We start from the raw sequence: 23363 nt of genomic DNA, 5'->3' as shown, positions 1-23363 counted from the left end.
GCAAGCCGGCGCCGCGCGCCGAAGCCGTGAGGTTGTCCTTGACGCTCCGTCCGGTCAGTTCAGGTTCAGAGACTGCCCTTCGTCGACGGGATCTGCCCCGCCGCCCGCTCGTCCAGTTCCACCGCCGCACGCAGCGCACGGCCGAAGGCCTTGAACACGGTTTCGAGCTGATGGTGCGCGTTGATCCCGCGCAGGTTGTCGATGTGCAGCGTGACGCCCGCGTGGTTCACGAAACCGCGGAAGAATTCGATCGACAGGTCGACGTCGAACGTGCCGATCCGCGCCCGCGTGAACGGCACGTGGAATTCGAGGCCCGGCCGGCCGGAGAAGTCGATCACGACGCGCGACAGCGCCTCGTCGAGCGGCACGTACGAATGGCCGTAGCGGCGGATGCCCTTGCGGTCGCCGATCGCCTTCGCGACGGCCTGGCCGAGCGTGATGCCGACATCTTCGACCGTGTGGTGGTCGTCGATATGCGTATCGCCATGCGCTTCAACCTCGAGATCGACCAGACCGTGTCGAGCGATCTGGTCGAGCATATGGTCGAGGAACGGCACACCGGTGGCCAGCTTCTGCTGGCCCGTGCCGTCGAGATTGAGCTTCACACGGATCTGCGTTTCGCTGGTATTGCGAACGACTTCCGCCACACGCATGGCAATTCCTTGACTGAGTCGATGTAAATGGGGATTGATCGTTTCGCGCTGCGGCGCCAGAGGCTCAACCGGGTAGCGCGAGTTTCAAAGCGGCCAGCAGGCGCGCGTTTTCGTCGGGAGAACCGACGGTCAGCCGCACGCATTCAGCCAGCAACGGATGCATTTTACTCACGTTTTTGACCAAAACCCGCTCGGTGAGCAGCGCGTCGAACACGGCGGCCGCGTCCGGCACGCGCACCAGCAGGAAATTGCCGGCGCTCGGGAACACCGTCGTGCCCGGCAGCGCGGCCACTTCCTGGGCGAGACGCGTGCGTTCCGCTCGCAGGTCGGCCGCCTGCGCGTCGAGCACGTCGAGGTGGTCGAGCAGGAAATCGGCTGTCGCCTGGGTCAGCACGTTGATGTTGTACGGCGGACGCACCTTGTCGAATTCGGTCAGCCACGCGGGCGAACCGACCAGATAGCCGAGGCGGATGCCCGCGAGGCCGAGCTTCGACACCGTGCGCATCACGACGACGTTGTCGAATTCGGCGGCGCGCGGCAGCCACGACCGAACGGCGAACGGCTGGTACGCCTCGTCGATCACGACCAGGCTGTGCCGCGCGGCCGCGACGATCCGTTCGATGTCGGCATCGTCATACAGCGTGCCGGTCGGGTTGTTCGGGTACGCGAGATAGACGAGCGCCGGACGATGCTCGGCGACAGCCGCGAGCATCGCGTCGACGTCGAGCGTCAGGTCGGCCTTCAGCGGCACGCCGACGAATTCGAGCTGTGCGAGCTTCGCGGACAGTTCGTACATCACGAAGCCCGGCACCGGCGCGAGCACCTTCGCGCCCGGCTTCGCACAGGCCATCGACATCATGCTGATGATTTCGTCCGAGCCGTTGCCGAGCAGCACGTCGCAGCCGGCCGGCACGCCCATCGCATGGCGCAGCTTGTCGAGCAGCGCGGCCGGGCGCGGCGCCGGGTAGCGGTTCAGCGCGACCTGCGCGAGACGCTCGCCGAGCGCCGCGGCGAGCGGTTCGGGCAGCGGGTACGGGTTCTCCATCGCGTCGAGTTTCACGAACCCGCTCGCGTCCGGCACCGGGTAGCTCGTCATCGCGAGCACGTCGCGGCGGATGATGTCTTGTGGCGTCGTCATGGTCTCAAGCCGGCGTACGTCGCGCCGGCGTCAATGGGTCGGCAGGGCGGCGGCTGCCGCCCTGCACAGGTGTCTCCAGCCCCGGCCTTCGGGGGCGGGCCGGGCCGCACATCGGCGCCAGCCGCGGCCCCGCGCAGCGTGCGGTCAGTGCTTCATCCGGAACTCGGCGCTCTTCGCGTGCGCCTGCAGCCCTTCACCGTACGCGAGCTCGGATGCGATCTCGCCGAGCGTCTGCGCGCCTTCCGCGCTGACCTCGATCACGCTCGAGCGCTTGATGAAGTCGTACACGCCGAGCGGCGACGAGAAGCGCGCGGTGCGCGACGTCGGCAGCACGTGGTTCGGGCCCGCGCAGTAGTCGCCGAGGCTCTCGCTCGTGTAGCGGCCGAGGAAGATCGCGCCCGCATGGCGGATCTGCTGGCCCCATTGCTGCGGCTCCAGCGCGGAAATTTCCAGGTGCTCGGGCGCGATGTCGTTCGCGATCCGGCAGGCCTCGGCCATGTCGCGCACCTTGATCAGCGCGCCGCGGCCTTCGAGCGACGCGCGAATCACGTCCTGGCGCGGCATCGACGGCAGCAGCTCGTCGATCGCCTTTTCGACGCGCTCGAGGAACGCTCCGTCCGGGCACAGCAGGATCGATTGCGCGAGTTCGTCGTGCTCGGCCTGCGAGAACAGGTCCATCGCGACCCAGTTCGGATCGGTCGTGCCGTCGCACAGCACGAGGATTTCCGACGGCCCGGCGATCATGTCGATGCCGACCGTGCCGAACACGCGGCGCTTCGCCGACGCGACGTACGCGTTGCCGGGGCCGCAGATCTTGTCGACGGCCGGCACCGTCGCCGTGCCGTACGCGAGCGCGCCGACCGCCTGCGCACCGCCGATCGTGAACACGCGATCGACCCCGCCGAGCAGCGCCGCGGCGAGCACGAGGTCGTTCTTCACGCCGTCCGGCGTCGGCACGACCATCACGATCTCGCCGACGCCCGCGACGCGTGCGGGAATCGCGTTCATCAGCACCGACGACGGATACGCGGCCTTACCGCCCGGTACGTACAGGCCGACGCGGTCGAGCGGCGTAATCTTCTGGCCGAGCACCGTGCCGTCCGCTTCCGTGTATTGCCAGCTATGCGTGCCGCACTCGATCTTCTGCTTCTCGTGGTACGCACGCACCCGCGCGGCAGCGGCTTCCAGCGCCGCGCGCGCCTTCGGCGCGAGGCCGTCGAGCGCCGTCTGCAGCGCGTCCTGCGGCAGCTCCAGCGCGGCGACGCTGTTCGCGCTCAACCGGTCGAAGCGGTTCGTGTATTCGAGCACCGCGGCGTCGCCGCGCGACTTCACGTCGGCGAGGATCTGCGCGACCGATTGCTCGATCGCCGCGTCTTCGCTCGCCTCGAATGCGAGCAGCGCGCGCAGCTCGGCGCCGAAGCCTTCGCTCGTCGAATCGAGCTTGCGGATGGTGATGGACATGGGAGTTCCGTTACGGTGATGCGCTCAACCGCCATTCTGCGACGCGCGTTCGAACGCGTCGAGGATCGGCTTGAGCGCCGTGCGCTTCAACTTGAGCGCAGCCTGGTTCACGACGAGGCGCGACGAGATCGCCATGATCTCCTCGACCTCGACCAGATTGTTCGCCTTCAGCGTGCCGCCCGAGCTGACGAGGTCGACGATCGCGTCGGCCAGTCCAACCAGCGGCGCAAGCTCCATCGAGCCGTACAGCTTGATCAGGTCGACGTGCACGCCCTTCGCGGCAAAGTGTTCGCGTGCGGTTTCGACGTACTTCGTCGCGACGCGCAGTCGCGCGCCCTGCCGCACGGCGCTCGCATAGTCGAAACCGGCCGACACGGCCACCGACATCCGGCAGCGCGCAATGTTCAGATCGATCGGCTGGTACAGGCCCGAGCCGCCGTGCTCGACCAGCACGTCCTTGCCGGCCACGCCGAAATCGGCCGCGCCGTATTCGACATAGGTCGGCACGTCGCTCGCGCGCACGATGATCACGCGCAGGTCGGGGTTCGTCGTCGGCAGGATCAGCTTGCGCGACGTTTCCGGATCCTCGGTCACCTGCACGCCGGCCGCGGCCAGCAGCGGCAGGGTTTCCTCGAAAATCCGGCCCTTCGACAGGGCAAGGGTCAGCGGCGCGGTCATGCTTGGCTCCCGGAAAGGCGGCGCACGTTCGCGCCGACGGCGGTCAGTTTGGCTTCCATGCGGTCGTAGCCGCGGTCCAGGTGATAGATGCGGTCGACCAGCGTTTCGCCGTCGGCACGCAGCCCGGCGATCACGAGGCTCGCCGACGCACGCAGGTCGGTCGCCATCACGTTCGCGCCCGACAGCTTCTCGACCCCCGTCACGAGCGCGGTATTGCCGTCGATCGTGATGTTCGCGCCGAGCCGGTTCAGCTCCTGCACGTGCATGAAACGGTTCTCGAAAATGGTTTCGACGACCTGCGCGGTGCCCGTCGCGACCGTATTGAGGGCCATGAACTGCGCCTGCATGTCGGTCGGGAACGCCGGATATTCCGACGTGCGGATCGTCACCGCCGACGGGCGGCGGTCCATCTTCACGCGCAGCCAGCTGTCGCCTTCCTCGATCGACACGCCGGCTTCGCGCAGCTTGTCGATCACCGCGTCGAGGATGTGCGGGCGCACGCCCGTCAGCATCACGTCGCCGCCCGCCGCCGCGACCGCGCACAGGAACGTGCCGGCCTCGATGCGGTCGGGGATCACCGAATGGCGCGCGCCGTGCAGCCGCTCGACGCCCTGGATCACGAGGCGATCGGTGCCGATGCCGTCGATTTTCGCGCCCATCGCGACCAGCAAGTGTGCGAGATCGCTCACTTCCGGCTCGCGCGCGGCATTTTCGATCACCGTCTCGCCGTCGGCGAGCGTCGCGGCCATCAGCAGGTTTTCCGTCCCCGTCACCGTGATCATGTCGGTCACGATGCGCGCGCCCTTCAGGCGCTTCGCGCGGGCTTCGATAAAGCCGTGCTCGATGCTGATCTCGGCGCCCATCGCCTGCAGGCCCTTGATGTGCTGGTCGACCGGACGCGCGCCGATCGCGCAGCCGCCCGGCAGCGACACCTTCGCCTCGCCGAAGCGCGCGAGCAGCGGCCCGAGCACGAGGATCGACGCGCGCATCGTCTTCACGAGCTCGTACGGCGCGACGAGGTTGTCGACGCGCGACGCGTCGAGCTGCACGCGGCAGCCGTCGGTCTCGCTCTTCACGCCCATCTGGTTCAGCACCTTCAGCGTGGTCCGCACGTCCTTGAGATTCGGCACGTTGTCGAGATCGACCGGGTCACCGGTGAGCAGCCCCGCGCACAGGATCGGCAGCGCGGCATTCTTCGCGCCCGACACGACGATCTCGCCCGACAGACGGTGGCCGCCTTCGATCACGAGCTTGTCCATCCCATGGCCATGCGCTTCCCCGTTGGCGGCCGGGTGTGCCGTGGCGACGCTCTGGACGGCGTCGCGCTCGTTGACGGTGACTTGCACTCAGTGATTTCCGTTTATGCGTTCTGCCATTCGGCGGGCGTCAGCGTTTTCATGCTGAGCGCGTGAATTTCCTGTTTCATGCGATCGCCGAGCGCCGCATAGACGAGCTGGTGCCGCTGGATCGGCCGCTTGCCTTCGAAGGCAGCCGACACGATCGTCGCGAAAAAATGCTGGCCGTCGCCTTCGACTTCCAGATGCGTGCAGGCGAGACCGCCGGCGATGTATTGCTTGACCTGTTCGGGAGTCGGCAACATGGTGTAAGGCTCCTGTCGGCGCGCGCCGCCCGAATGGCGGCCGCTGCCTGTCGATATCAATGACGCAGTTTGTAGCCGGTCGCGAGCAGCCGCATCGCGATCAGCGCGAGCAGCACGAAGAAACCGGTGACGATCGCGAGGCTCGCGAATGGGTTGATGTCGGACGCGCCGAAGAACCCGAAACGAAAGCCGTCGATCATGTAGAAAAACGGATTGAGACGCGAGATCTCGCGCCACACGGGCGGCAGCGAGTGCGTCGAGTAGAACACGCCGGACAGGAACGTCAGCGGCATGATCAGGAAGTTCTGGAACGCGGCGAGCTGGTCGAACTTCTCGGCCCAGATCCCTGCGATCAGGCCGAGCGTGCCGAGGATCGCCGAGCCGAGCAACGCGAATGCAATGATGAACAGCGGCGCCGCGAAATGCATCGGGATAAACCAGATCGTCACGACGAACACGCCCGTGCCGACCGCGAGGCCGCGCACCACGGACGCGAGCACGTACGCGCCGAAGATGTCGCGATACGACAGCGGCGGCAGCAGCATGAACACGAGGTTGCCGGTGATCTTCGACTGGATCAGCGACGACGAGCTGTTCGCGAACGCGTTCTGCAGCACGCTCATCATCACGAGGCCCGGTACGAGAAAGCTCACGTACTCGACGCCCGGATAGACCTCGACGCGGCCCGACAGCGCGTGGCCGAAGATCGTCAGATACAGCAGCGCCGTGACGATCGGTGCGCACACCGTCTGGAACGACACTTTCCAGAAACGCAGCAGTTCCTTGTAGAACAGCGTTTGAAACCCGCTCATGCCAATCCCTCGATGACCTCTGCCCCGTTCATCACCTGGACGAACACATCTTCGAGGTCGGCCTTGCGGACCTCGATCTCGTCGAACGTGCAGCCCGCCGCGCGGCATTGCGCGAGGATGCGCTCGACATCGTCGTAGCTCGTCAGGCGCAACAGGTGCTCGCCCGGCGCGCGGGCAGCCGGGTCGGACTCCAGCCCGCGCAGCTCGGACGGCAGCGCGCCGGTCGCGAGGCGCAGGTAGAGCTGCAGCCCCGCGAAGCGGCGCAGCAGCGCATCGGTGCGGTCGAGCGCGACCACTTCGCCACGGCGCAACATCGCGATGCGGTCGCACAGCGACTCGGCTTCCTCGAGGTAATGGGTGGTCAGCACGATCGTGTGGCCTTCGCGGTTCAGGCGCGAGATGAATTTCCACAGCGTCTGGCGCAATTCGACGTCGACGCCGGCGGTCGGTTCGTCGAGCACGATCACGGGCGGCCGGTGTACGAGCGCCTGCGCGACCAGCACGCGGCGCTTCATCCCGCCCGACAGCGCGCGCATGTTCGCGTCGGCCTTCTCGGTGAGGTCGAGATTGGCCATCACTTCGTCGATCCAGTCGTCGTTGCGGCGCAGCCCGAAATAGCCGGACTGGATCCGCAGCGTCTCGCGGACGGTGAAGAACGGATCGAACACGAGTTCCTGCGGCACGACGCCGAGTGCGCGGCGCGCGCCACGGAAGTCCTTGACGACGTCGTGACCACGCACCGAGATACTGCCTTCGTCGGCCCGGGCGAGCCCGGCGAGGATACTGATGAGCGTGGTCTTGCCTGCGCCGTTGGGGCCGAGCAGACCGAAAAACTCGCCTTCCTCGACCGACAGGCTGACGCCCTTGAGCGCCTGAAGCGACTTGTAGCGCTTCTTGACGTGACGGATTTCTATGGCTGACATGACTGTGCGCGACGCCAGGGCCGCGACGCCTATTCTGTGCTTGCTGCGAATGAAAATGGGGGCCGGACGCCGATTGGCTGCCCCGCAAAACGCTTGATTATAGGGCAAACCGGCTGGGGGAGCCGGTGCCGGAGGCACGCGGCCTGAAGCTTGCGCGCGCCGGGCGGCGCGGCAGGCTCCGGTCGGACAGGGTCAATGTCGCCCGGTGCCGTCGATGAGCGCGTCGACGCCGTAGGCGCGCGCGAGGCTGGCGAGCTTCGGGGGGAGATTGTGGATGTCGAGGGTCGCGCCGCGCGCTTTGGCGGCACGTTGCCATGCGAGCAGCACGGCGAGCGCGGACGAGTCGAACTGCGTCAGCGCCGCGCAATCGACGGCGGTTGCGCCCGCGCCGATGCGCGCAAGACCGTCCGCGAGCGCGGACTTCGCGCTCGCGACGGTCAGCGAGGAGCCGGCTTCGAAGCCGCTCACGACGCTTGCTTGCCGGCGGCAAGTTGCTGGTTGCGCTGCGTGAGGAACTGGATCAGGCCTTCCACGCCGCTTTGCTGGATCTTCTCGTTGAACTGCTGCTGGTACGTCTGGATCAGCCACGCGCCGAGCACGTTCAGGTCATACACCTTCCAGCCATTGGCCGTCTTATACAGGCGGTAATCGATCTGGACCGGCTGGCCGTTGTTCATCGCGACCGTCTTGACCACGACATCGGTATCGGCCGGATCGGCGCGGAACGGCGGGTACTGGATCTGCTGGTCCGGCTTCAGCTGCGCGAGCGCGCCCGAATACGTGCGGATCAGCAGCAGCTTGAACTGCTCCTGAACCTGTTGCTGCTGCTCGGCCGTCGCCGTGCGCCAGTTGCGGCCCATCGCGAGCTGCGTGGTGCGGCGGAAATCGGTGTACGGCAGGATGTCCTTGTTGACGATCGTGATGATGCGGTTGGTGTCGCCCTGCTTGATCGTCTGCTGCTTGACTTCGTCGAGCACCTGCTGCGTCGCCGTCTTGATCAGCGCCTGCGGGTTCGACTGGTCGACTTGCGCGTGGGCTGCGCTGCCGAACGAGAACAGCGCTGCGAAAACAGGGATCAGGAACAGTTTTTTCATCGTAGTGGCCTGCATGAATGAGTCGATGCGAAGGTTGGAGCAGGTAGCTTACGCGCAAGTTCGCATACGCTACCGACTGAATCGTTTCCGGCTGTAACGAATGTAAATCCGTCAGTGCAGGCGGATACTCGGGAAGCGGAACCCGCCCGGCGACGGCGGCGCTACCTGCATCGCCGGCACGTTCGTCTCGCTGGCCGGGTTCGGCGATTCGGCCGTGCCCGAGGCCGGCGCAGCAACCGCCGCGCCCGATGCCGGCGCGGGCGCCGGCGCTGCGCCGCCCACCGCTGCCGCGCCCGCCGTACCGGCCGCGCCGGCTGCAGCCGGTGCCGCGCCGTCTTCCGGCAGGTCGTACTTCGGCAGCGCGTCGTTGCTCGACGTCGTGGCCGCCTCGCCGCGCGCGTTGCTGATCAGCATCTGGCGGCGTTGCAGGTACGCGTTGCGCACGAACGAATACTTGTCGAGCGCCGCGGCATCCAGCACGTCGCCCGCGCCGAGCAGGTTCGAACGCGTGTTGACGAGGTTCACGCCGAACAGGCCCCAGCTCAGGCCATCCGGCTTCACGTACGTGAGCGGGTTGCCGACGTAGTCGACACCCAGGCCAGCCGTGTCGCGCAGCGTGCTCGGGCCGAGCAGCGGCAGCACGAGGTACGGGCCCGACGGCATGCCGTAGCGGCCCATCGTGATCCCGAAGTCGGCCGTGTGCTTCGGCAGCTTCGCGATCGTCGCGACGTCGAACAGGCCGCCGACGCCGAACACCGTGTTGATCACGACGCGCATGATGTCGCCGACGCCGTCGGCGATCCGCAACTGCACGATGTTGTTCGCCGCGATGTAGACGTCGCCGATGTTCGAGAAGAAGTTCGTCACGCTGTCGCGCACCGGCTGCGGCACCACGTACTGGTAGCCCTTCGCGACCGGCTTCAGCGCATACGTGTCGACCGTGTCGTTGAACTTGTACATCGACCGGTTGAAGCCCTCGAGCGGATCGCCCTTGGTCGGCGTCTGCACGGTCGCGCAGCCGCTCAACGCGGCGACTGCCGCTACCGCCAGCGCCGCCTGCCTGATGCGGATCGTGTGCATGGTCATTCCCTCTTGTTTTCTCTCGTGTGGTTATTGGCCGGCCGAACCGGACACCGCCGACGCCGGCACCGCCACCGGTGCGGGCGCGGCGGGCACGGCGGGCGCGGTGGCCGATGCGCCGGCTGCCGGCTTCGCACCGCCCGCATCGGCGGCCTTGCTGTACAGGAACTGGCCGATCAGGTTCTCGAGCACGATCGCCGATTGCGTCATCGAGATCGTATCGCCCGACTTCAGCATTTCGGTGTCACCGCCCGGATCCAGGCCGATATATTGCTCGCCGAGCAGGCCCGACGTCAGGATCTTCGCCGACGAATCCTTCGGGAACTGATACTGGCCGTCGACATCGATCGTGACAAGCGCCTGGTACGTATTCGTGTCGAAGCCGATCGACTTCACGCGGCCGACCACGACGCCCGCGCTCTTCACGGCCGCGCGCGGCTTCAGCCCGCCGATATTGTCGAATTTCATCCTCACCGAATAGGTCGGCTGAAACGACAGCGAGCTCATGTTGCCGACCTTCAGCGCCAGGAACAGCACCGCAAGGAAGCCCACCACCACGAACAGGCCGACCCAGAAGTCGAGAGCAGTCTTTTTCATCGTCATCCCAAAATTTGGCTTGGCTGAGGCTTAGCTGAACATCAGCGCGGTCAGCAGGAAATCGAGGCCGAGTACGGCGAGCGACGCGAACACGACCGTCTTGGTGGTCGCGCGCGACACGCCTTCGGGCGTGGGCTTCGCTTCATACCCTTGAAACAGTGCAATGAAGGTCACGGCGAACCCGAACACGATGCTCTTGATCACGCCGTTGCCGACGTCGGCCCAGACCTGCACGCCGCCCTGCATCTGCGACCAGAACGCGCCCGGATCGACGCCGATCAGCACGACGCCGACGAAGTAACCGCCGAGCACGCCGACCGCATTGAAGATCGCGGCCAGCAGCGGCATCGCGATGATGCCCGCCCACATGCGCGGCGCGATCACGTTCTTGATCGGGTCCACCGCCATCATCTCGAGCGCGGTGAGCTGCTCGCCGGCCTTCATCAGGCCGATCTCGGCCGTGAGCGACGTGCCCGCGCGGCCCGCGAACAGCAGCGCGGTGACGACCGGCCCGAGCTCACGCACGAGCGACAGCGCGACCAGCAGGCCGAGCGCCTGCTCGGAACCGTAGCGGTTCAGCGTGTAATACCCCTGCAGGCCGAGCACGAAGCCGACGAACAGCCCCGACACGGCAATGATCACGAACGAATAGTTGCCGAGGAAATGGATCTGCTTCGTGACCAGCCGCGGCCGGCGCAGCAGCGGGAAGAATTCCAGCACAAGGCGCACGAACAGCCGCGTGCCGTAGCCCGCGCGCTCGAGGCCGCGGATGACGTAACGTCCGATCGCGCTGATCATGCGCGCCCTCCGCCGAGCCCGAAATCCGCTGCGAGCGGCGGGCTCGTGTAATGAAATTTGAACGGGCCGTCCGGCGCGCCGTCGATGAACTGCCGCACGCTCGGATCGGTCGACGCGCGCAGCTCGTCGGGCGTACCCTGCGCGAGCACGCCGCCGTTGGCCAGGAAATACACGTAGTCGGCGATCGCGAACGATTCCGGCACGTCGTGCGTGACGAGGATCGACGTCGCGCCCAGCGCCTGGTTCAGCGTGCGGATCAGGTTCGCGGTGATGCCGAGCGAGATCGGATCGAGGCCCGCGAACGGCTCGTCGTACATGATGAGCTGCGGATCGAGCGCGATCGCGCGTGCCAGCGCGATACGGCGCGCCATCCCGCCCGATACCTCGGACGGCATCAGGTCGCGCGCGCCGCGCAGCCCGACCGCATTGAGCTTCATCAGCACGAGGTCGCGGATCAGGTCTTCGGGCAGGTCGGTGTGCTCGCGCAGCGCGAACGCGACGTTCTCGAACACCGACATGTCGGTGAACAGCGCGCCGAACTGGAACAGCATGCCCATCTTGCGGCGCAGCGCGTACAGGCCGTCGCGCGTTTGCGCGCCGACATCGGCGCCGTCGAACAGCACCTGGCCGCGGCGCGCGCGCACGAGGCCGCCGATCAGGCGCAGCACGGTCGTCTTGCCGCAACCCGACCCGCCCATGACCGCAACCACCTGCCCACGCCCGAAGCGCAGGTTCAGGTTGGACAGGACGAGGCGGTCGCCGTAGCCAAAGTCGACGTCGCGAAGTTCCAGCAGTGTCTCGGTAGGAGTGGGGCTCACGGAGCTGACAGTCCTTTTACGCAGAACGCCGAATTATAGGGCCTGCATTGGAATGATGTCGTGAAGCCGTTCCGGGCCCGGCGGTCAATGATTGTCAAATTGTCCGGGAAAGCATTGCTGCAACGCAGCAATGGCGGCCCGATAGTCGGTCGCGCCCGTCACCGCACTGACCACCGCGACACTGCCGACGCCCGTTGCCAGTACGGCCGGCAGCGCGTCGAGCCCCACCCCGCCGATCGCGACGAGCGGCGCCTGGGTGCCCGCGAAGCGCGCATAGCGGGTGATCCGCGCGAGGCCCTGTGGCGGCGCAGCAACGGCCTTGGTCGCGGTCGCGTACACGGGGCCGAGCGCGAGATAGCTCGGGCGTTCGTGCAATGCCCGCAACATTTCGTAATAACCGTGGCTCGAAAGTCCGAGCCGCAGGCCCGCGCGCGCGATCGCGGCCAGATCGGCCGTTTCGAGATCTTCCTGGCCCAGATGAACGCCGTACGCCCCCTCTTCTGCAGCGATCTGCCAGTGATCGTTGATGAACACGCGTGCATCGGGATAGCGACGTCCGGCCGCGACCGCGCGGGCGATTTCCCGCCGCAAGGTGTCCGGCGTCGCGCCTTTCACACGCAGCTGCACGGTCCGCACGCCGCAATCGAGCACGCGCTCGACCCATTCGGCGTCCGGCACGACCGGATACAGGCCGAGTTGCGCGGGGCACGGCGCGAACGCAGGTTCGGGCGCGGCCGGCAGCCCGGCGACCCGCGGGAACCGCGCGGCGTCGACCGGCCACGCATCGGCGGCGCGGGTTTCATCGCCGTCGCGCCAGGCCAGCGCCAGCACCAGCGCGTCGATCGGCGCAAAGCCGCAATCGAGGAACGCCGCGAGCGCGGCGATCCAGTCGTCCCCGAGCGGATGCGCGGCGTCGAGCGCGTAACGCGCGCCCGCCGTGTGCAGTACCGCGCCCTGCTCGTCGAATTCGATCGCGACCGCGCCCGGCGCCGCGGGCCGGGACGCGGCCGACGCGCGCGCCTGCGCGGCGCGGTCGCCAGCCGAGACGATCAGCACGTCGCCATCGGCCGGCAAATCGGGCACCGCGACGCAGAGCCGCCACGGCGCCGCCCCGCCCGGCCAGTCGCCGAGCCGCGCGCGAATCCGTTCGGCCGCTTCGGCCAGTTCGTCGGCCGGCGGCCAGAATGCATCGGCGAAACGCGCGCTCATGCGCCGCCTCCGTCCTGGTGCCAGAACGGCATCCCGACGACCGGCGTGCTCGCATGCGCGGTCTCGCGCGCATCCATCGGCCCGGCGAGATACGCGGCACGGCCGGCCTCGACGCCCTGCGCAAACGCGCGCGCCATGATTTCGGGGTGCGTGGCCTGCGACACGGCGGTGTTCAGCAACACGCCGTCGAAGCCCCACTCCATCACCTGGCATGCATGCGACGGCACGCCGAGCCCCGCGTCGACGATCAACGGCACGTCCGGCAGCCGCTCGCGCAGCACGCGCAGGCCGTACGGGTTCACGACGCCCTTGCCCGTGCCGATCGGCGCGCCCCACGGCATCAGCGCCTCGCAGCCGACGTCGAGCAGGCGCCGGCCGATCACCAGATCCTCGGTGCAGTACGGCAGCACCTTGAAACCGTCCTTGACCAGTTGCGCGGCCGCTTCGATCAGGCCGACCGGGTCGGGCTGCAGCGTGTAGTCGTCGCCGATCAGTTCAAGCTTGATCCAGTCGGTGCCGAAGACCTCGCGCGCCATGTGGGCGGTCGTCACGGCTTCGGCGACGGTCTGGCAGCCGGCCGTGTTCGGCAGCAGCGGCACCGCGTGGCGCTTGAGCAGGTCGAAGAAGCCGGCTTCGGCCGTGCCGCCCGTCATCTGGCGGCGCAACGCGACCGTCACCATCCCCGGCCGCGACGCGGCGATCGAATCGGACAGCGACTGCAGCGACGGATAGCGCGACGTGCCGAGCAGCACGCGGCTTGCGAAGGTTTCACCGTACAGCGTCAACGCGTCGGCGGAAGTGAGGGACGTCATGTCGTTTTCCTGAAAGAGCGGGGACGAAGCGTGAACAACGCGGCGGCGCTCAGCCGCCCGCGACCGGGTGCACGACGTCGAGCTTGTCGCCCGCCGCGAGTGCACGCGCCGCGTGCTGCGTGCGCGCGACGAAGTTGCCGTTCAGCGCGACCGCGTACGGCGGACGCGCGCCGTACGCGGCGAGCGCGTCGGCCACCGTTGCGCCGTCGGGCAGCGTCAGGTTCTGTTGGTTGATCTGGATATCCATGAGGCTTCGTCGAATTCGATCGGCAGCGCGCGTCAGGCCGGCTGGCGCGCGTCGTTGCGGTGATGAAGGAGCGTCGGCCAGCGCTCGGCGTCGCGCCACCCGGCGAATGCATCGGCGTCGCCGAACGCGCCGCCGAGCGCGGCTTCGGCGACCGCGACTGCCGCGTGCGCGACTTCCGGCGCGATCATGAAGCCGTGCCGGTACAGGCCGTTCACGGCGAGCGTCGACGCGCCGTCCCAGATCACCGCCGGGCGATGATCGGGCAGCGTCGGCCGGCACTGCGCATTGAGTTCGAGGATGCGCGCCTCGCCGAACGCCGGATGCACGGAGAACGCCGCGCTCAGCAGTTCGAGCGCGGAGCGCACGCTGACGGGCGACATGTCCTCGCCCTCCACCTCGGTCGCGCCGATCACATAGAGATCGTCCTGCTTCGGCGCGATGTACAGCGGGTAGCGCGGATGCAGCAGCCGCACGGGCCGGGTGAGCCCGATGCCGGGCGCGCGCACGCGCGCGACTTCGCCGCGGATGCCGCGCAACGCGGGCAGCGCGGGTTTCGCGCCGAGCCCGCGGCAATCGATCGTGAAATGCGCCGCGGGCAGGTTCGCATCGTCGACGGTGACGTGCCAGTGCAGGTCGACGCCGCGTTCGACGAGGCCGGCCGCGAGCGCACGCAGCGCCTGGCGATTGTCGAGCTGGCCTTCGTTCGGCAGCAGCAGGCCGCGCGCGAAGCGGCCCGCGAGCACCGGCTCGGCCGCGTCGACCTGCGCGCCGGCGAGCGTCACGAAACCGCGGTCGAACAGGTCGGCCGGCGCGTTCGCGCGCACGCGCCGCTCGAACAGCGGCGCCTCCGCGCGATCGGCGTGATGCCAGACGACGAGCGTGCCGTGATGCTGGAAGAAGACGGGTTCGGGCAGTTCCGCGAGCCACTGCGGCCAGCGCGCGAGCGACGCGGCGCCCAGCTCGGTGATCAGCAGCTCCGCGCTCGCGGCTTCCGCGAGCGGCGCGAGCATCGCGGCCGCGATCCACGCAGCCGACTGTTCGCCGTCCGGGCCGCCGCGCTCGTAAAGCGCGACGCGATGCCCGTCGCCGGCGAGCCGCCAGGCGATCAGGCGGCCGACGAGGCCGCCGCCGAGCACCGCGAAATCGGGTCGGAAATCCCGGGCGTTCATCGCGCGCCCTCCGCGCGAGCACGCACGACGAGCGTCGACGCGCACGCGCCGCCGCGCGCGAACGCACGCGGCATCGGACCGGGAACCATGCAAAAGACTGAAGATTGTGCGGTCATCATTCCTTCCGTAACGCGCAAAGCGCGTACCCAAAAGGACGAAACCGGCAGCAAAGGCCGGCCGGGCGGGACAAGGGCGCTGACCATGTGGGATGGCAGCCAGCGCGACCCGGCGGGATCAGAAACTTCCCTCGCCGGTATTACCCGGATCGGGTGCGAAGGGTCTTTCTCAGCCTCATCGCGCTGCCCGGAACATCTGCCGGCCGCGCCACGAAGCACCCCTGTTTCGTCGTCGGCCATTAGACCATAAAAGCGGAAAGCGCCGCAAACTGTCCCCCTTGCGGCAAATTCGCCGTCGTGCCGCGCCGCTCTGGCACAATGCCCGCAGGCCGGCCGCGCGAGCGGCCGGTTGCCGCGTCACCGCCGGCCTTAAGTGCCGTTTAAGACGCGCGGGCGACCATCCGGACGCCCGCCGTCAGTCGGCGCCGCGTCCCGGCATGCCGTATCGCGGCGCGCGCCCGGCTTCGCCCGGCCCGCGCGCCGGCTACTCATCAGGAAGCACATGACCCAATCGATCGATCCCGTCCGCTCCGCCTCCGACGCGCCGCAGGACGAGCGCCCGGTATCCGCATGGAGCCTCATCAAGCCCTACTGGGTATCGTCCGAATGGAAAATCGCATGGGGCCTGCTGGTCACGATCATCGCGATCAACCTCTGCGTGGTCTGGATCAACGTCCGGCTCAACAAGTGGAACGCGGAGTTCTACAACGCGCTGCAGTCGAAGGACGTCCACGACTTCCCGAACCTGCTGATGCAGTTCTCCGCGCTCGCGTTCGCCTTCATCATCCTCGCCGTGTACGGCCGCTATCTGCGGCAGATGCTCGGCTTCCGCTGGCGCCAGTGGCTCACCGACCGCTTTCTCGGCCAGTGGCTCGGCGATCGCGCGTTCTACCGGATCGAACGTGACCGCCTCGCCGACAACCCCGACCAGCGGATCACCGACGATCTCCAGTCGTTCGCGACGACCACGCTCGCGCTGTCGCTCGACCTGCTGTCGACGGTCGTCACGCTCGTGTCGTTCATCACGATCCTGTGGTCGCTCGCCGGCGCGCTGACGATTTCGCTCGGCGCGACGCCGATCGCGATCCCCGGCTACATGGTGTGGGCGGCCGCGCTGTACGCGGTGGTCGGCTCACTGATCATCCAGAAGGTCGGCCATCCGCTCGTGTCGATCAATTACCAGCAGCAGCGCGTCGAGGCCGACTTCCGCTTCGGGCTGATCCGCGTGCGCGAGAACGCCGAGCAGATCGCGTTCTACGACGGCGAGAAGACCGAGACCGGCAACGCGCAAAGCCTCTTCATGCGCATCCGCGACAACTGGTGGCGCGTGATGAAGTACACGAAGCGGCTCACGTTCGTGCTGAGCTTCTACGGGCAGATCGCGATCATCTTCCCGCTCGTCGTCGCCGCGCCGCGCTATTTCGCGGGTGCGTTCTCGTTCGGCGTGCTGATGCAGATCTCGTCCGCGTTCGGCACCGTCAGCGATTCGTTCTCGTGGTTCATCAACAGTTACTCGACCCTCGTCGAATGGCGCGCCACCGTCAACCGTCTGCGCGAATTCAAGCGCGTGATGGGCACGTCGCACCTGAAGGAAAGCCTGTCGCCCGCGACCGAGCACGGCGGCATCAACCTGCACTACGTCGACGGCGCGAAGCTGTCGACGTCGTCGCTCAAGCTCGCGCTGCCGAACGGCAACGCGCTCGCGAACATCGGCAGCGTCACGATCGAGCCCGGCTCGCGCTGGCTCGTGATCGGCAAGTCGGGTTCCGGCAAGAGCACGTTCATGCGCGCGCTCGCGGGCCTGTGGCCATTCGGCGACGGCGCGATCGACGCGCCGGTCGGCGCGCGGATGATGTTCGTGCCGCAGACGAGCTACTTGCCGATCGGCACGCTGAAGGCCGCGCTCACCTATCCGGCGACGGCCGACGCGTTCAGCGACGAAGCCTGCCGCGACGCGCTGCGCGCATGCCGCCTCGAGGATTACGTCGACCGCCTCGACGAGACCGCGCACTGGACCCGCGTGCTGTCGCCCGGCGAGCAGCAACGCCTGGCCGGCGCACGCGTGCTGCTGCACAAGCCCGACTTCCTGTTCCTCGACGAAGCGACGAGCGCGCTCGACGCCGACAACGAAGCGCGTCTGTACCACCTGTTCGCCGAACGGCTGCCGAAGGCCGCGATCGTCAGCATCGCGCACCGCGAATCGCTGGCCGCGTTCCACGTCGGCACGATCAACGTCGAGCGCGTGAACGACAGCGACAAGGTCGCGGCTTGAGCGCACGCGCCGCGCACATCGCACGAATTGCGCTGATCACCGGCGCGGGTTCGGGGATCGGCGCGGCGCTCGCGCGGCAGCTCGCGGCGCCCGGCATGGCGCTGGCCCTGCACGCGCGCGGCGCGGACGACGCGGCGCGCGCCCGGCTCACCGAAGTGGCTCACGCGTGCACGGCGGCCGGCGCGGAGTGCGTCACGCTCACCGGCGATCTCGGCGAGCCGGGCGTCGCCGCGTCGCTCGTCGAAGCAACCGCGTCACGCTTCGGCGGGCTCGATCACCTGGTCGCCAACGCGGGCTTCGCCGCCCGGCAATCCTTTTCCGGTCTGTCCGCGGACGCGCTCGCGTCCGCCTTCGCGGCGATGCCCGGCGCGTTCTCCGCGCTCGCGGGCCGCGCGCGGCCGCTGCTCGAAGCGTCGGTTGCGCCGCGGATCGTCGCGGTCAGTTCGTTCGTTGCGCACCGCTACCGCGCCGATGCGCCGTTCGCGGCCACCGCCGCAGCGAAGGCCGCGCTCGAATCGCTGGTGCGCACCGCCGCCGCCGAATTCGCCGCGCGCGGCATCACCGTCAACGCGGTCGCGCCGGGCTTCACGCGCAAGGACCACGGGCCGAGCGCCGGCAATGCCGCCGCATGGGCGCAGGCCGAACAGGCGACACCGCTCGGCCGGATCGCCGAACCCGACGACGTCGCCGCGCTGATTGCGTTCCTGCTGTCGGACGCCGCGCGGCAGATCACCGGGCAGGTCGTGCATGTCGACGGTGGCCTGACGCTCTGAAGCATGTGCCTGCGCGCCGTGCCGGCGCGTGGACCGTCACCGTTGCCCGGGCCTGCCTGTCGCCCAGGCGCGATCGGATCGGCCATCACGCGTTCCCCGGACGAACGCCCATCGCCCTCACCGCTCACCGCGCCGCCACGCACCGGCACTCACCTTTTTGGCACCCCGCATCCCGCCCGTAAAATAGCCGCCAGACGGCAGAGCACGAGACGAGACAAAAGAGGGGGCGGCAAGCATGCAGGCATTCCAGTGGTTCAGCGAACTGTCGACGCGCGAGCGCAGGACGCTATACGCCGGGTTCGGCGGCTACGCGGTCGATGCGTTCGACTTCATGATCTATTCGTTCCTGATTCCGACGCTGATCGCCACCTGGGGCATGACGAAGAGCGAGGCCGGGATGATCGCGACGAGCTCGCTGATCTCGTCGGCGCTCGGCGGCTGGGTCGCCGGCATCCTCGCCGACCGCTACGGCCGCGTGCGCGTACTGCAGTGGACCATTGCGACGTTCGCGCTGTTCACCTGCCTGTCCGGCTTCACTCATTCGTTCTGGCAGCTGCTCGCGACGCGCACGCTGCAGGGCTTCGGCTTCGGCGGCGAATGGTCGGTCGTGACGATCATGATGGCCGAGACGATCCGCTCGCCCGAGCATCGCGGGAAGGCGGTCGGCACCGTGCAAAGCAGCTGGTCGTTCGGCTGGGGCGCGGCCGCGATCCTCTACTGGGCGTTCTTCGCGCTGCTGCCCGAGCAGGTCGCATGGCGCGCGTGCTTCTGGATCGGCATCTTGCCCGCGCTGTGGATCCTGTACATCCGCCGCAACGTCAGCGATCCCGACATCTACACGGCCACCCGCCGCGCGCGCGACGAAGGCCGCGTGTCGGGCCACTTCCTCGAGATCTTCTCGCCGCCGCACCTGCGCGCGACGCTGTTCGGCAGCGCGCTGTGCACCGGGATGCTCGGCGGCTACTACGCGATCACGACGTGGCTGCCCACCTACCTGAAAACCGTCCGCCACCTGTCGGTGTTCAACACGAGCGGCTATCTCGTCGTGCTGATCGTCGGCTCGTTCGTCGGCTACGTGGTCGGCGCGATCCTGTCCGACCGGCTCGGCCGCCGCGCGTCGTTCGTCCTGTTCGCGATCGGCTCGTTCTCGCTCGGCATGGCGTACACGATGCTGCCGATCACCGACACCGCGATGCTGCTGCTCGGCTTCCCGCTCGGCATCGTCGTGCAGGGGATCTTCGCGGGCGTCGGGGCTTATCTGTCGGAGCTGTATCCGGGCGCGATCCGCGGTTCGGGCCAGGGCTTCTGCTACAACCTCGGCCGCGGGCTCGGCTCGTTCTTCCCGATCCTCGTCGGCGCGCTGTCGCAGTCGATGTCGCTCGTGAAAGCGATCGGCCTCGTCGCGGGCGGCGGCTACCTGCTCGTGATCGTCGCCGCGCTCGTGCTGCCGGAAACGCGCGGCAAGTCGCTCGTCGACGATCCGGCCGTCGCGTCGTGAGCGGCCTCTTCGTTCGGGAAACCGCATGCACGTGATCGTTCTCGGCGCCGGCGTGATCGGCGTCACCACGGCCTGGCACCTGCGCGAAGCAGGCTGCGACGTCACCGTGATCGAACGCGAAGCCGATGTCGCGCAGGCGACGAGCCTCGGCAACGCGGGCGTGATCGCTCCCGGCTACGTGACGCCGTGGGCCGCGCCCGGGATGCCCGGCAAGATCCTCAAGTACCTGTTCAAGCCCGCTTCGCCGCTGATCTTCCGGCCGACGCTCGACGCCGCGCAGTGGCGCTGGATCGCGCGCTGGCTGCGCGAATGCAAGTTCGAGCGGTTCCGTATGAACAAGCAGCGGATGCAGCGCATCGCGTATTACAGCCGCGCGTGCCTGCATGCGTTTCGCGACAGCCATCCGTTCGACTACGGCGCGAGCCGCGGCTACCTGCAACTGCTGCGCGGCGCATTCGACGTCGAGCTGGTTCAGCCCGCGCTGAAGGTGCTGCGCGACGCCGGCATCGCGTTTCGCGAACTCGACGCGGCCGGTTGCACGGCGATCGAGCCGGGCTTGCGCTGGGCGCGGCAGGCGCCCGTCGGCGGCATCTACCTACCCGACGACGAAGCCGGCGACTGCGCACGCTTCACGCGCGAACTGCGAGCACTGTGTGAAACCAACGGCGTGACGTTCCGCTTTCGCACGGCAGCGCGGGCGCTCGACGTTGAAGCCGGCCGGGTGCGCGGCGTGCGGATCGTCGGCAACGGCGACGAGGATGGCGGACCGAATCCGCATTCATCGAACCCCGGCGGCAAGCGCCGCGACGTGCGGCTCGCCGCCGATGCGCTCGTCGTCGCGCTCGGCGTCGACAGCGCCGGCCTGCTGCGGCCGCACGGCATCGACGTGCCGCTGTATCCGGTGAAGGGCTACTCGGCGACGCTCGCCGTCGTCGACGACGAAAAATCGCCGCACGCCGCGCTGATGGACGAATCGCTGAAGACGGCGATCACGCGTTTCGGCCCGACGCTGCGCGTCGCGGGTACCGCGGAACTCGGCAACCGGCACGCCGCGCTGCGCCAGCAGGCGCTCGATACGCTAATGAAGGTGCTCGACGACTGGTTCCCGCACGCGGCCGATCGCGCGTCGGCGCGCTTCTGGGTCGGCCGCCGGCCGATGACGCCCGACGGGCCGCCGCTGCTGGGCGCGAGCGGGATCGACGGACTCTGGCTGAACGTCGGCCACGGTTCGACGGGCTGGGCGATGTCGATGGGGTCGGGGAAGGTGGTGGCGGATCTCGTCACGGGGCGGGAGCCGGAGATCGATCTGTCGGGGTTGACGCTCGCGCGCTACGCCCGGTAGGCCCGGTAGGCCCGGTAGGCCCGACGATATCGTCGACGCGATGCGCGGACGCGATACACATGGCGGCCGGTAATCGCAACGCAGCTCACAGGCCGCTCACTGCGCCGCCTGATCGCCCGCCTCATCGTCCGCCCGCGCAATCGGCGCCGACACGATCGGCCGATGCGACACGCCTTCGTGCGACAGCCGGCTTTCGAACAGCGTGAGCGCGTCGAACCGCAGCGCCACCGGCCGCTTCACCGCACCGCCGTGCGCCGGCTGCCCGACCGCGTCGTGCGGCAGCCGCGCAAGCGTCACATGCGGGCGGAACGGCCGCCGGTCAGCCGGCACGCCGAGTTCGCGCAGCTTCGCCGACAGCGCGGCATTCAACGCCGCGCACGCCGGCTCGGCGGCCAGCTCGGCGACGATCAGCCGCGCGCGCGGCAGGCTCGGCCACCACGCAATTCGTTCGACCGGCATCAACGGCAGCGCATGCGCGGCCGCGAGCGCCGGCAGGCACGCGGCCAGCTCGTCGCAGCACACCCGCTCGATCGCGCCGACGAACGCGAGCGTCACATGCAGCTGCGCGGGCAGCGGACGCCGCGCGCCCCGGGTAACCGGCAACGCGTGCAGCGCGTCGCGCGATGCCGCATCGGGCATCAGCGCGACGAACACGCGCAGCCGGTCCCCGTTCATGACTCGCGCACCACCGCGCGCGGCACGTTTGCGGCATCGGCCGCGGCCGGACGTTGCGGCAGCGGGCCATGCTCGCCCCACACGTCGGTCGGCAGCACGTTCGCGAGTTCCGGAATCGTGTTGCGCGTGAACACCGGATCGGCCACGCCTTCCGCGCGCTGGCGACGATAGTCGCGCCAGGCCGCGTGTGCGTACTTGCCGAGCGCGAGGATCGCGATCAGGTTGATGATCGCCATCAGCCCCATGCTCGTATCGGCCATCGCCCACACGAGCGGCAGTTGCCCGACGCTGCCGAACATCACCATCGCGAGCACCGCGACGCGGAACAGCGGCAGCACGCCGCGCCGCTTCGTGATGAATTCGACGTTGCCTTCCGCATACGCGTAGTTGCCGATCACCGACGAGTACGCGAAGAAGAAGATCGCGAACGCCATGTAGATGCCGCCCCAGTCGCCGACGTGGCTCGCGATCGAACGCTGCGTGAGCGCCGCGCCTTCCATGCCGGTGCCCAGTTCGTACTGGCCCGACAGCAGGATCACGAAGGCGGTCGCGCTGCAGATCACGATCGTGTCGACGAACACGCCGAGCATCTGGATCAGCCCCTGCACGACCGGATGCCGCGTGCTGGCGGTTGCCGCCGCATTCGGCGCGCTGCCCATGCCGGCCTCGTTCGAGAACAGTCCGCGCTTCACGCCCATCGCGACCGCCTGGCTGACCGCATAGCCCGTCAGGCCACCCGCCGCCTGCTCGAGACCGAATGCGCTCTTCACGATCAGCGCGATCACGCCCGGCACCAGCGCGATATGCGTCGCGACCGCATAGACCGCCAGCGCGAGGTAGCCGATCGCCATCAGCGGCACGATCACCTGCGCAACCGCCGCGATCCGGCGAATCCCGCCGAAGATGATCGGCGCGGTCAGCAACACGAGCCCGAGACCGACCGTCGCGCGGCTCCAGCCGAACGACGTGTCGAACGCATCGGCGATCGCGTTGGCCTGAACCGCGTTGAACACGAAGCCGAACGCGAGGATCAGCGACAGCGAGAACAGCACGCCGAAGCCGCGCGAGCGCAGGCCCGTCTGGATGTAGTACGCGGGGCCGCCGCGATAGCTGCCGTCCGCGTGCGACACCTTGAAGATCTGCGCGAGCGTCGCCTCGACGAACGCGGACGACATTCCGACGAGCGCCGTCATCCACATCCAGAAGATCGCGCCCGGCCCGCCGACGGTCAGCGCGACCGCAACGCCGGCGATGTTGCCGGTGCCGACGCGGCTCGCAAGCCCGGTCGCGAACGCCTGGAACGACGAGATGCTGCCCGGCTCGCCCTTGCTGCCGACCAGCTTCACGCTGAGCAACAGCGCCTTCAGCTGGATCATCCGGAACCGCAGCGTGAACCAGAGGCCCACGCCGAGCAGCAGCGCAATCAGCACGTAGTTCCACAACACGCCGTTGACGGCGTCGATCAGCCCTTGCACGAGTGCTTCCATCCAGAATCCTTGTAAATAGGGTCAGTCACATGCAGCCACCGCGAATGCGGCCCGAGGGGCGACATGATATGACAGTTTTCAAGGATTATTACAAAACGAAAGGTTTGGGAT

24 protein-coding genes and 1 riboswitch are annotated in these 23363 nt (G+C 68.2%); of the genes, 4 read left to right on the top strand and 20 right to left on the bottom strand.

Features of this window, described 5'->3' with window-relative positions; translation table 11 throughout:
* Positions 1–65: 65 nt before the first annotated feature.
* The 18 genes from hisB to CFB50_RS01935 form a co-directional block, all read right to left on the bottom strand.
* Positions 66–653, bottom strand: coding sequence for an imidazoleglycerol-phosphate dehydratase HisB (gene hisB, locus CFB50_RS02020; protein WP_011350728.1), 588 nt, complete (start codon positions 651–653; stop codon positions 66–68).
* Between the two features lie 64 nt (positions 654–717).
* Positions 718–1791, bottom strand: a complete 1074-nt coding sequence (gene hisC / locus CFB50_RS02015) for a histidinol-phosphate transaminase (protein ID WP_089444828.1) — start codon at positions 1789–1791, stop codon at positions 718–720.
* Positions 1792–1935: 144 nt separating this feature from the next.
* The gene (hisD, locus tag CFB50_RS02010; protein WP_089444827.1) at positions 1936–3252 is read right to left on the bottom strand and encodes a histidinol dehydrogenase; all 1317 of its coding nucleotides are present in this window, start codon (positions 3250–3252) and stop codon (positions 1936–1938) included.
* Positions 3253–3276: 24 nt separating this feature from the next.
* The gene (gene hisG, locus CFB50_RS02005) at positions 3277–3930 is read right to left on the bottom strand and encodes an ATP phosphoribosyltransferase (RefSeq protein WP_011350725.1); all 654 of its coding nucleotides are present in this window, start codon (positions 3928–3930) and stop codon (positions 3277–3279) included.
* A complete protein-coding gene (murA, locus tag CFB50_RS02000; protein ID WP_069246963.1) occupies positions 3927–5276 on the bottom strand; it encodes a UDP-N-acetylglucosamine 1-carboxyvinyltransferase in 1350 nt (449 codons plus the stop codon). The genes hisG and murA overlap by 4 nt, the downstream gene beginning before the upstream one ends.
* A 14-nt stretch (positions 5277–5290) precedes the next feature.
* Complete coding sequence (locus CFB50_RS01995) at positions 5291–5530, bottom strand: BolA family protein (RefSeq protein ID WP_006477131.1); 240 nt, start codon at positions 5528–5530, stop codon at positions 5291–5293.
* Between the two features lie 56 nt (positions 5531–5586).
* The gene (locus tag CFB50_RS01990; protein WP_011350723.1) at positions 5587–6342 is read right to left on the bottom strand and encodes an ABC transporter permease; all 756 of its coding nucleotides are present in this window, start codon (positions 6340–6342) and stop codon (positions 5587–5589) included.
* Complete coding sequence (locus CFB50_RS01985; RefSeq protein ID WP_059522281.1) at positions 6339–7265, bottom strand: ABC transporter ATP-binding protein; 927 nt, start codon at positions 7263–7265, stop codon at positions 6339–6341. The genes CFB50_RS01990 and CFB50_RS01985 overlap by 4 nt, the downstream gene beginning before the upstream one ends.
* A 192-nt stretch (positions 7266–7457) precedes the next feature.
* Positions 7458–7733 (bottom strand): STAS domain-containing protein, encoded by a 276-nt coding sequence (locus CFB50_RS01980; RefSeq protein WP_089424333.1) that lies wholly within the window; start codon positions 7731–7733, stop codon positions 7458–7460.
* Positions 7730–8359 (bottom strand): MlaC/ttg2D family ABC transporter substrate-binding protein, encoded by a 630-nt coding sequence (locus CFB50_RS01975; protein ID WP_050013177.1) that lies wholly within the window; start codon positions 8357–8359, stop codon positions 7730–7732. The genes CFB50_RS01980 and CFB50_RS01975 overlap by 4 nt, the downstream gene beginning before the upstream one ends.
* A gap of 111 nt (positions 8360–8470) precedes the next feature.
* Positions 8471–9439 (bottom strand): MlaA family lipoprotein, encoded by a 969-nt coding sequence (locus CFB50_RS01970; RefSeq protein WP_089444886.1) that lies wholly within the window; start codon positions 9437–9439, stop codon positions 8471–8473.
* Positions 9440–9469: 30 nt separating this feature from the next.
* Complete coding sequence (gene mlaD, locus CFB50_RS01965; RefSeq protein WP_089444826.1) at positions 9470–10042, bottom strand: outer membrane lipid asymmetry maintenance protein MlaD; 573 nt, start codon at positions 10040–10042, stop codon at positions 9470–9472.
* Positions 10043–10066: 24 nt separating this feature from the next.
* Positions 10067–10834, bottom strand: coding sequence for a lipid asymmetry maintenance ABC transporter permease subunit MlaE (gene mlaE, locus CFB50_RS01960; RefSeq protein WP_069246960.1), 768 nt, complete (start codon positions 10832–10834; stop codon positions 10067–10069).
* Positions 10831–11652: an ABC transporter ATP-binding protein gene (locus tag CFB50_RS01955; RefSeq protein ID WP_006477138.1), complete on the bottom strand. Its 822-nt coding sequence runs from the start codon at positions 11650–11652 to the stop codon at positions 10831–10833. Before CFB50_RS01955 ends, mlaE begins: the two co-directional genes overlap by 4 nt.
* Before the next feature lie 84 nt (positions 11653–11736).
* On the bottom strand, positions 11737–12861 hold the full coding sequence (gene thiE, locus CFB50_RS01950) for a thiamine phosphate synthase (RefSeq protein WP_089444825.1): 1125 nt from the start codon (positions 12859–12861) through the stop codon (positions 11737–11739).
* Complete coding sequence (locus tag CFB50_RS01945) at positions 12858–13673, bottom strand: thiazole synthase (RefSeq protein ID WP_034183640.1); 816 nt, start codon at positions 13671–13673, stop codon at positions 12858–12860. The genes thiE and CFB50_RS01945 overlap by 4 nt, the downstream gene beginning before the upstream one ends.
* Before the next feature lie 49 nt (positions 13674–13722).
* Complete coding sequence (gene thiS / locus CFB50_RS01940) at positions 13723–13920, bottom strand: sulfur carrier protein ThiS (protein ID WP_011350713.1); 198 nt, start codon at positions 13918–13920, stop codon at positions 13723–13725.
* A 32-nt stretch (positions 13921–13952) separates the two neighbouring features.
* Positions 13953–15089 carry an FAD-dependent oxidoreductase gene (locus CFB50_RS01935; RefSeq protein WP_089444824.1) on the bottom strand — a complete coding sequence of 379 codons (1137 nt, stop codon included), beginning with the start codon at positions 15087–15089 and terminating at the stop codon, positions 13953–13955.
* Between the two features lie 225 nt (positions 15090–15314).
* Positions 15315–15438, bottom strand: a riboswitch (TPP riboswitch).
* Positions 15439–15707: 269 nt separating this feature from the next.
* On the opposite strand from CFB50_RS01935, the gene CFB50_RS01925 reads away from it, so the two are divergent.
* From CFB50_RS01925 to CFB50_RS01910, 4 genes are all read left to right on the top strand, one after another.
* On the top strand, positions 15708–17477 hold the full coding sequence (locus CFB50_RS01925) for an ABC transporter ATP-binding protein/permease (protein WP_089444823.1): 1770 nt from the start codon (positions 15708–15710) through the stop codon (positions 17475–17477).
* Positions 17474–18250: an SDR family NAD(P)-dependent oxidoreductase gene (locus tag CFB50_RS01920; RefSeq protein ID WP_069246955.1), complete on the top strand. Its 777-nt coding sequence runs from the start codon at positions 17474–17476 to the stop codon at positions 18248–18250. Before CFB50_RS01925 ends, CFB50_RS01920 begins: the two co-directional genes overlap by 4 nt.
* Positions 18251–18485: 235 nt before the next feature.
* Complete coding sequence (locus CFB50_RS01915; RefSeq protein ID WP_089444822.1) at positions 18486–19748, top strand: MFS transporter; 1263 nt, start codon at positions 18486–18488, stop codon at positions 19746–19748.
* Between the two features lie 25 nt (positions 19749–19773).
* Entirely contained in the window at positions 19774–21090 is a 1317-nt protein-coding gene (locus tag CFB50_RS01910) for a D-amino acid dehydrogenase (RefSeq protein ID WP_089444821.1), read from the top strand.
* Positions 21091–21186: 96 nt separating this feature from the next.
* Here CFB50_RS01910 and thpR read toward each other — a convergent pair whose 3' ends face one another.
* Both thpR and CFB50_RS01900 read right to left on the bottom strand, forming a co-directional pair.
* A complete protein-coding gene (gene thpR, locus CFB50_RS01905; protein ID WP_089444820.1) occupies positions 21187–21765 on the bottom strand; it encodes an RNA 2',3'-cyclic phosphodiesterase in 579 nt (192 codons plus the stop codon).
* Positions 21762–23252, bottom strand: coding sequence for an alanine/glycine:cation symporter family protein (locus CFB50_RS01900; protein ID WP_089444819.1), 1491 nt, complete (start codon positions 23250–23252; stop codon positions 21762–21764). Before CFB50_RS01900 ends, thpR begins: the two co-directional genes overlap by 4 nt.
* Positions 23253–23363 lie beyond the last annotated feature (111 nt).

The organism is Burkholderia sp. AU33423 (assembly GCF_002223135.1).
Lineage (GTDB): Bacteria > Pseudomonadota > Gammaproteobacteria > Burkholderiales > Burkholderiaceae > Burkholderia > Burkholderia lata_D.
This window is presented reverse-complemented; position numbering and strand designations above follow the sequence as displayed.

What these genes read in the sequence shown, in the direction of transcription:
- mlaD (WP_089444826.1), bottom strand. Translation starts at nt 10,042, where the DNA reads ATGACGATGAAAAAGACTGCTCTCGACTTCTGGGTCGGCCTGTTCGTG.
- CFB50_RS01970 (WP_089444886.1), bottom strand. Translation starts at nt 9,439, where the DNA reads ATGCACACGATCCGCATCAGGCAGGCGGCGCTGGCGGTAGCGGCAGTC.
- hisB (WP_011350728.1), bottom strand. Translation starts at nt 653, where the DNA reads ATGCGTGTGGCGGAAGTCGTTCGCAATACCAGCGAAACGCAGATCCGT.
- mlaE (WP_069246960.1), bottom strand. Translation starts at nt 10,834, where the DNA reads ATGATCAGCGCGATCGGACGTTACGTCATCCGCGGCCTCGAGCGCGCG.
- CFB50_RS01935 (WP_089444824.1), bottom strand. Translation starts at nt 15,089, where the DNA reads ATGAACGCCCGGGATTTCCGACCCGATTTCGCGGTGCTCGGCGGCGGC.
- hisC (WP_089444828.1), bottom strand. Translation starts at nt 1,791, where the DNA reads ATGACGACGCCACAAGACATCATCCGCCGCGACGTGCTCGCGATGACG.
- CFB50_RS01900 (WP_089444819.1), bottom strand. Translation starts at nt 23,252, where the DNA reads ATGGAAGCACTCGTGCAAGGGCTGATCGACGCCGTCAACGGCGTGTTG.
- CFB50_RS01945 (WP_034183640.1), bottom strand. Translation starts at nt 13,673, where the DNA reads ATGACGTCCCTCACTTCCGCCGACGCGTTGACGCTGTACGGTGAAACC.
- thiE (WP_089444825.1), bottom strand. Translation starts at nt 12,861, where the DNA reads ATGAGCGCGCGTTTCGCCGATGCATTCTGGCCGCCGGCCGACGAACTG.
- CFB50_RS01910 (WP_089444821.1), top strand. Translation starts at nt 19,774, where the DNA reads ATGCACGTGATCGTTCTCGGCGCCGGCGTGATCGGCGTCACCACGGCC.
- CFB50_RS01995 (WP_006477131.1), bottom strand. Translation starts at nt 5,530, where the DNA reads ATGTTGCCGACTCCCGAACAGGTCAAGCAATACATCGCCGGCGGTCTC.
- CFB50_RS01990 (WP_011350723.1), bottom strand. Translation starts at nt 6,342, where the DNA reads ATGAGCGGGTTTCAAACGCTGTTCTACAAGGAACTGCTGCGTTTCTGG.
- hisG (WP_011350725.1), bottom strand. Translation starts at nt 3,930, where the DNA reads ATGACCGCGCCGCTGACCCTTGCCCTGTCGAAGGGCCGGATTTTCGAG.
- thiS (WP_011350713.1), bottom strand. Translation starts at nt 13,920, where the DNA reads ATGGATATCCAGATCAACCAACAGAACCTGACGCTGCCCGACGGCGCA.
- CFB50_RS01915 (WP_089444822.1), top strand. Translation starts at nt 18,486, where the DNA reads ATGCAGGCATTCCAGTGGTTCAGCGAACTGTCGACGCGCGAGCGCAGG.
- thpR (WP_089444820.1), bottom strand. Translation starts at nt 21,765, where the DNA reads ATGAACGGGGACCGGCTGCGCGTGTTCGTCGCGCTGATGCCCGATGCG.
- CFB50_RS01975 (WP_050013177.1), bottom strand. Translation starts at nt 8,359, where the DNA reads ATGAAAAAACTGTTCCTGATCCCTGTTTTCGCAGCGCTGTTCTCGTTC.
- CFB50_RS01925 (WP_089444823.1), top strand. Translation starts at nt 15,708, where the DNA reads ATGACCCAATCGATCGATCCCGTCCGCTCCGCCTCCGACGCGCCGCAG.
- CFB50_RS01985 (WP_059522281.1), bottom strand. Translation starts at nt 7,265, where the DNA reads ATGTCAGCCATAGAAATCCGTCACGTCAAGAAGCGCTACAAGTCGCTT.
- hisD (WP_089444827.1), bottom strand. Translation starts at nt 3,252, where the DNA reads ATGTCCATCACCATCCGCAAGCTCGATTCGACGAGCGAAGGCTTCGGC.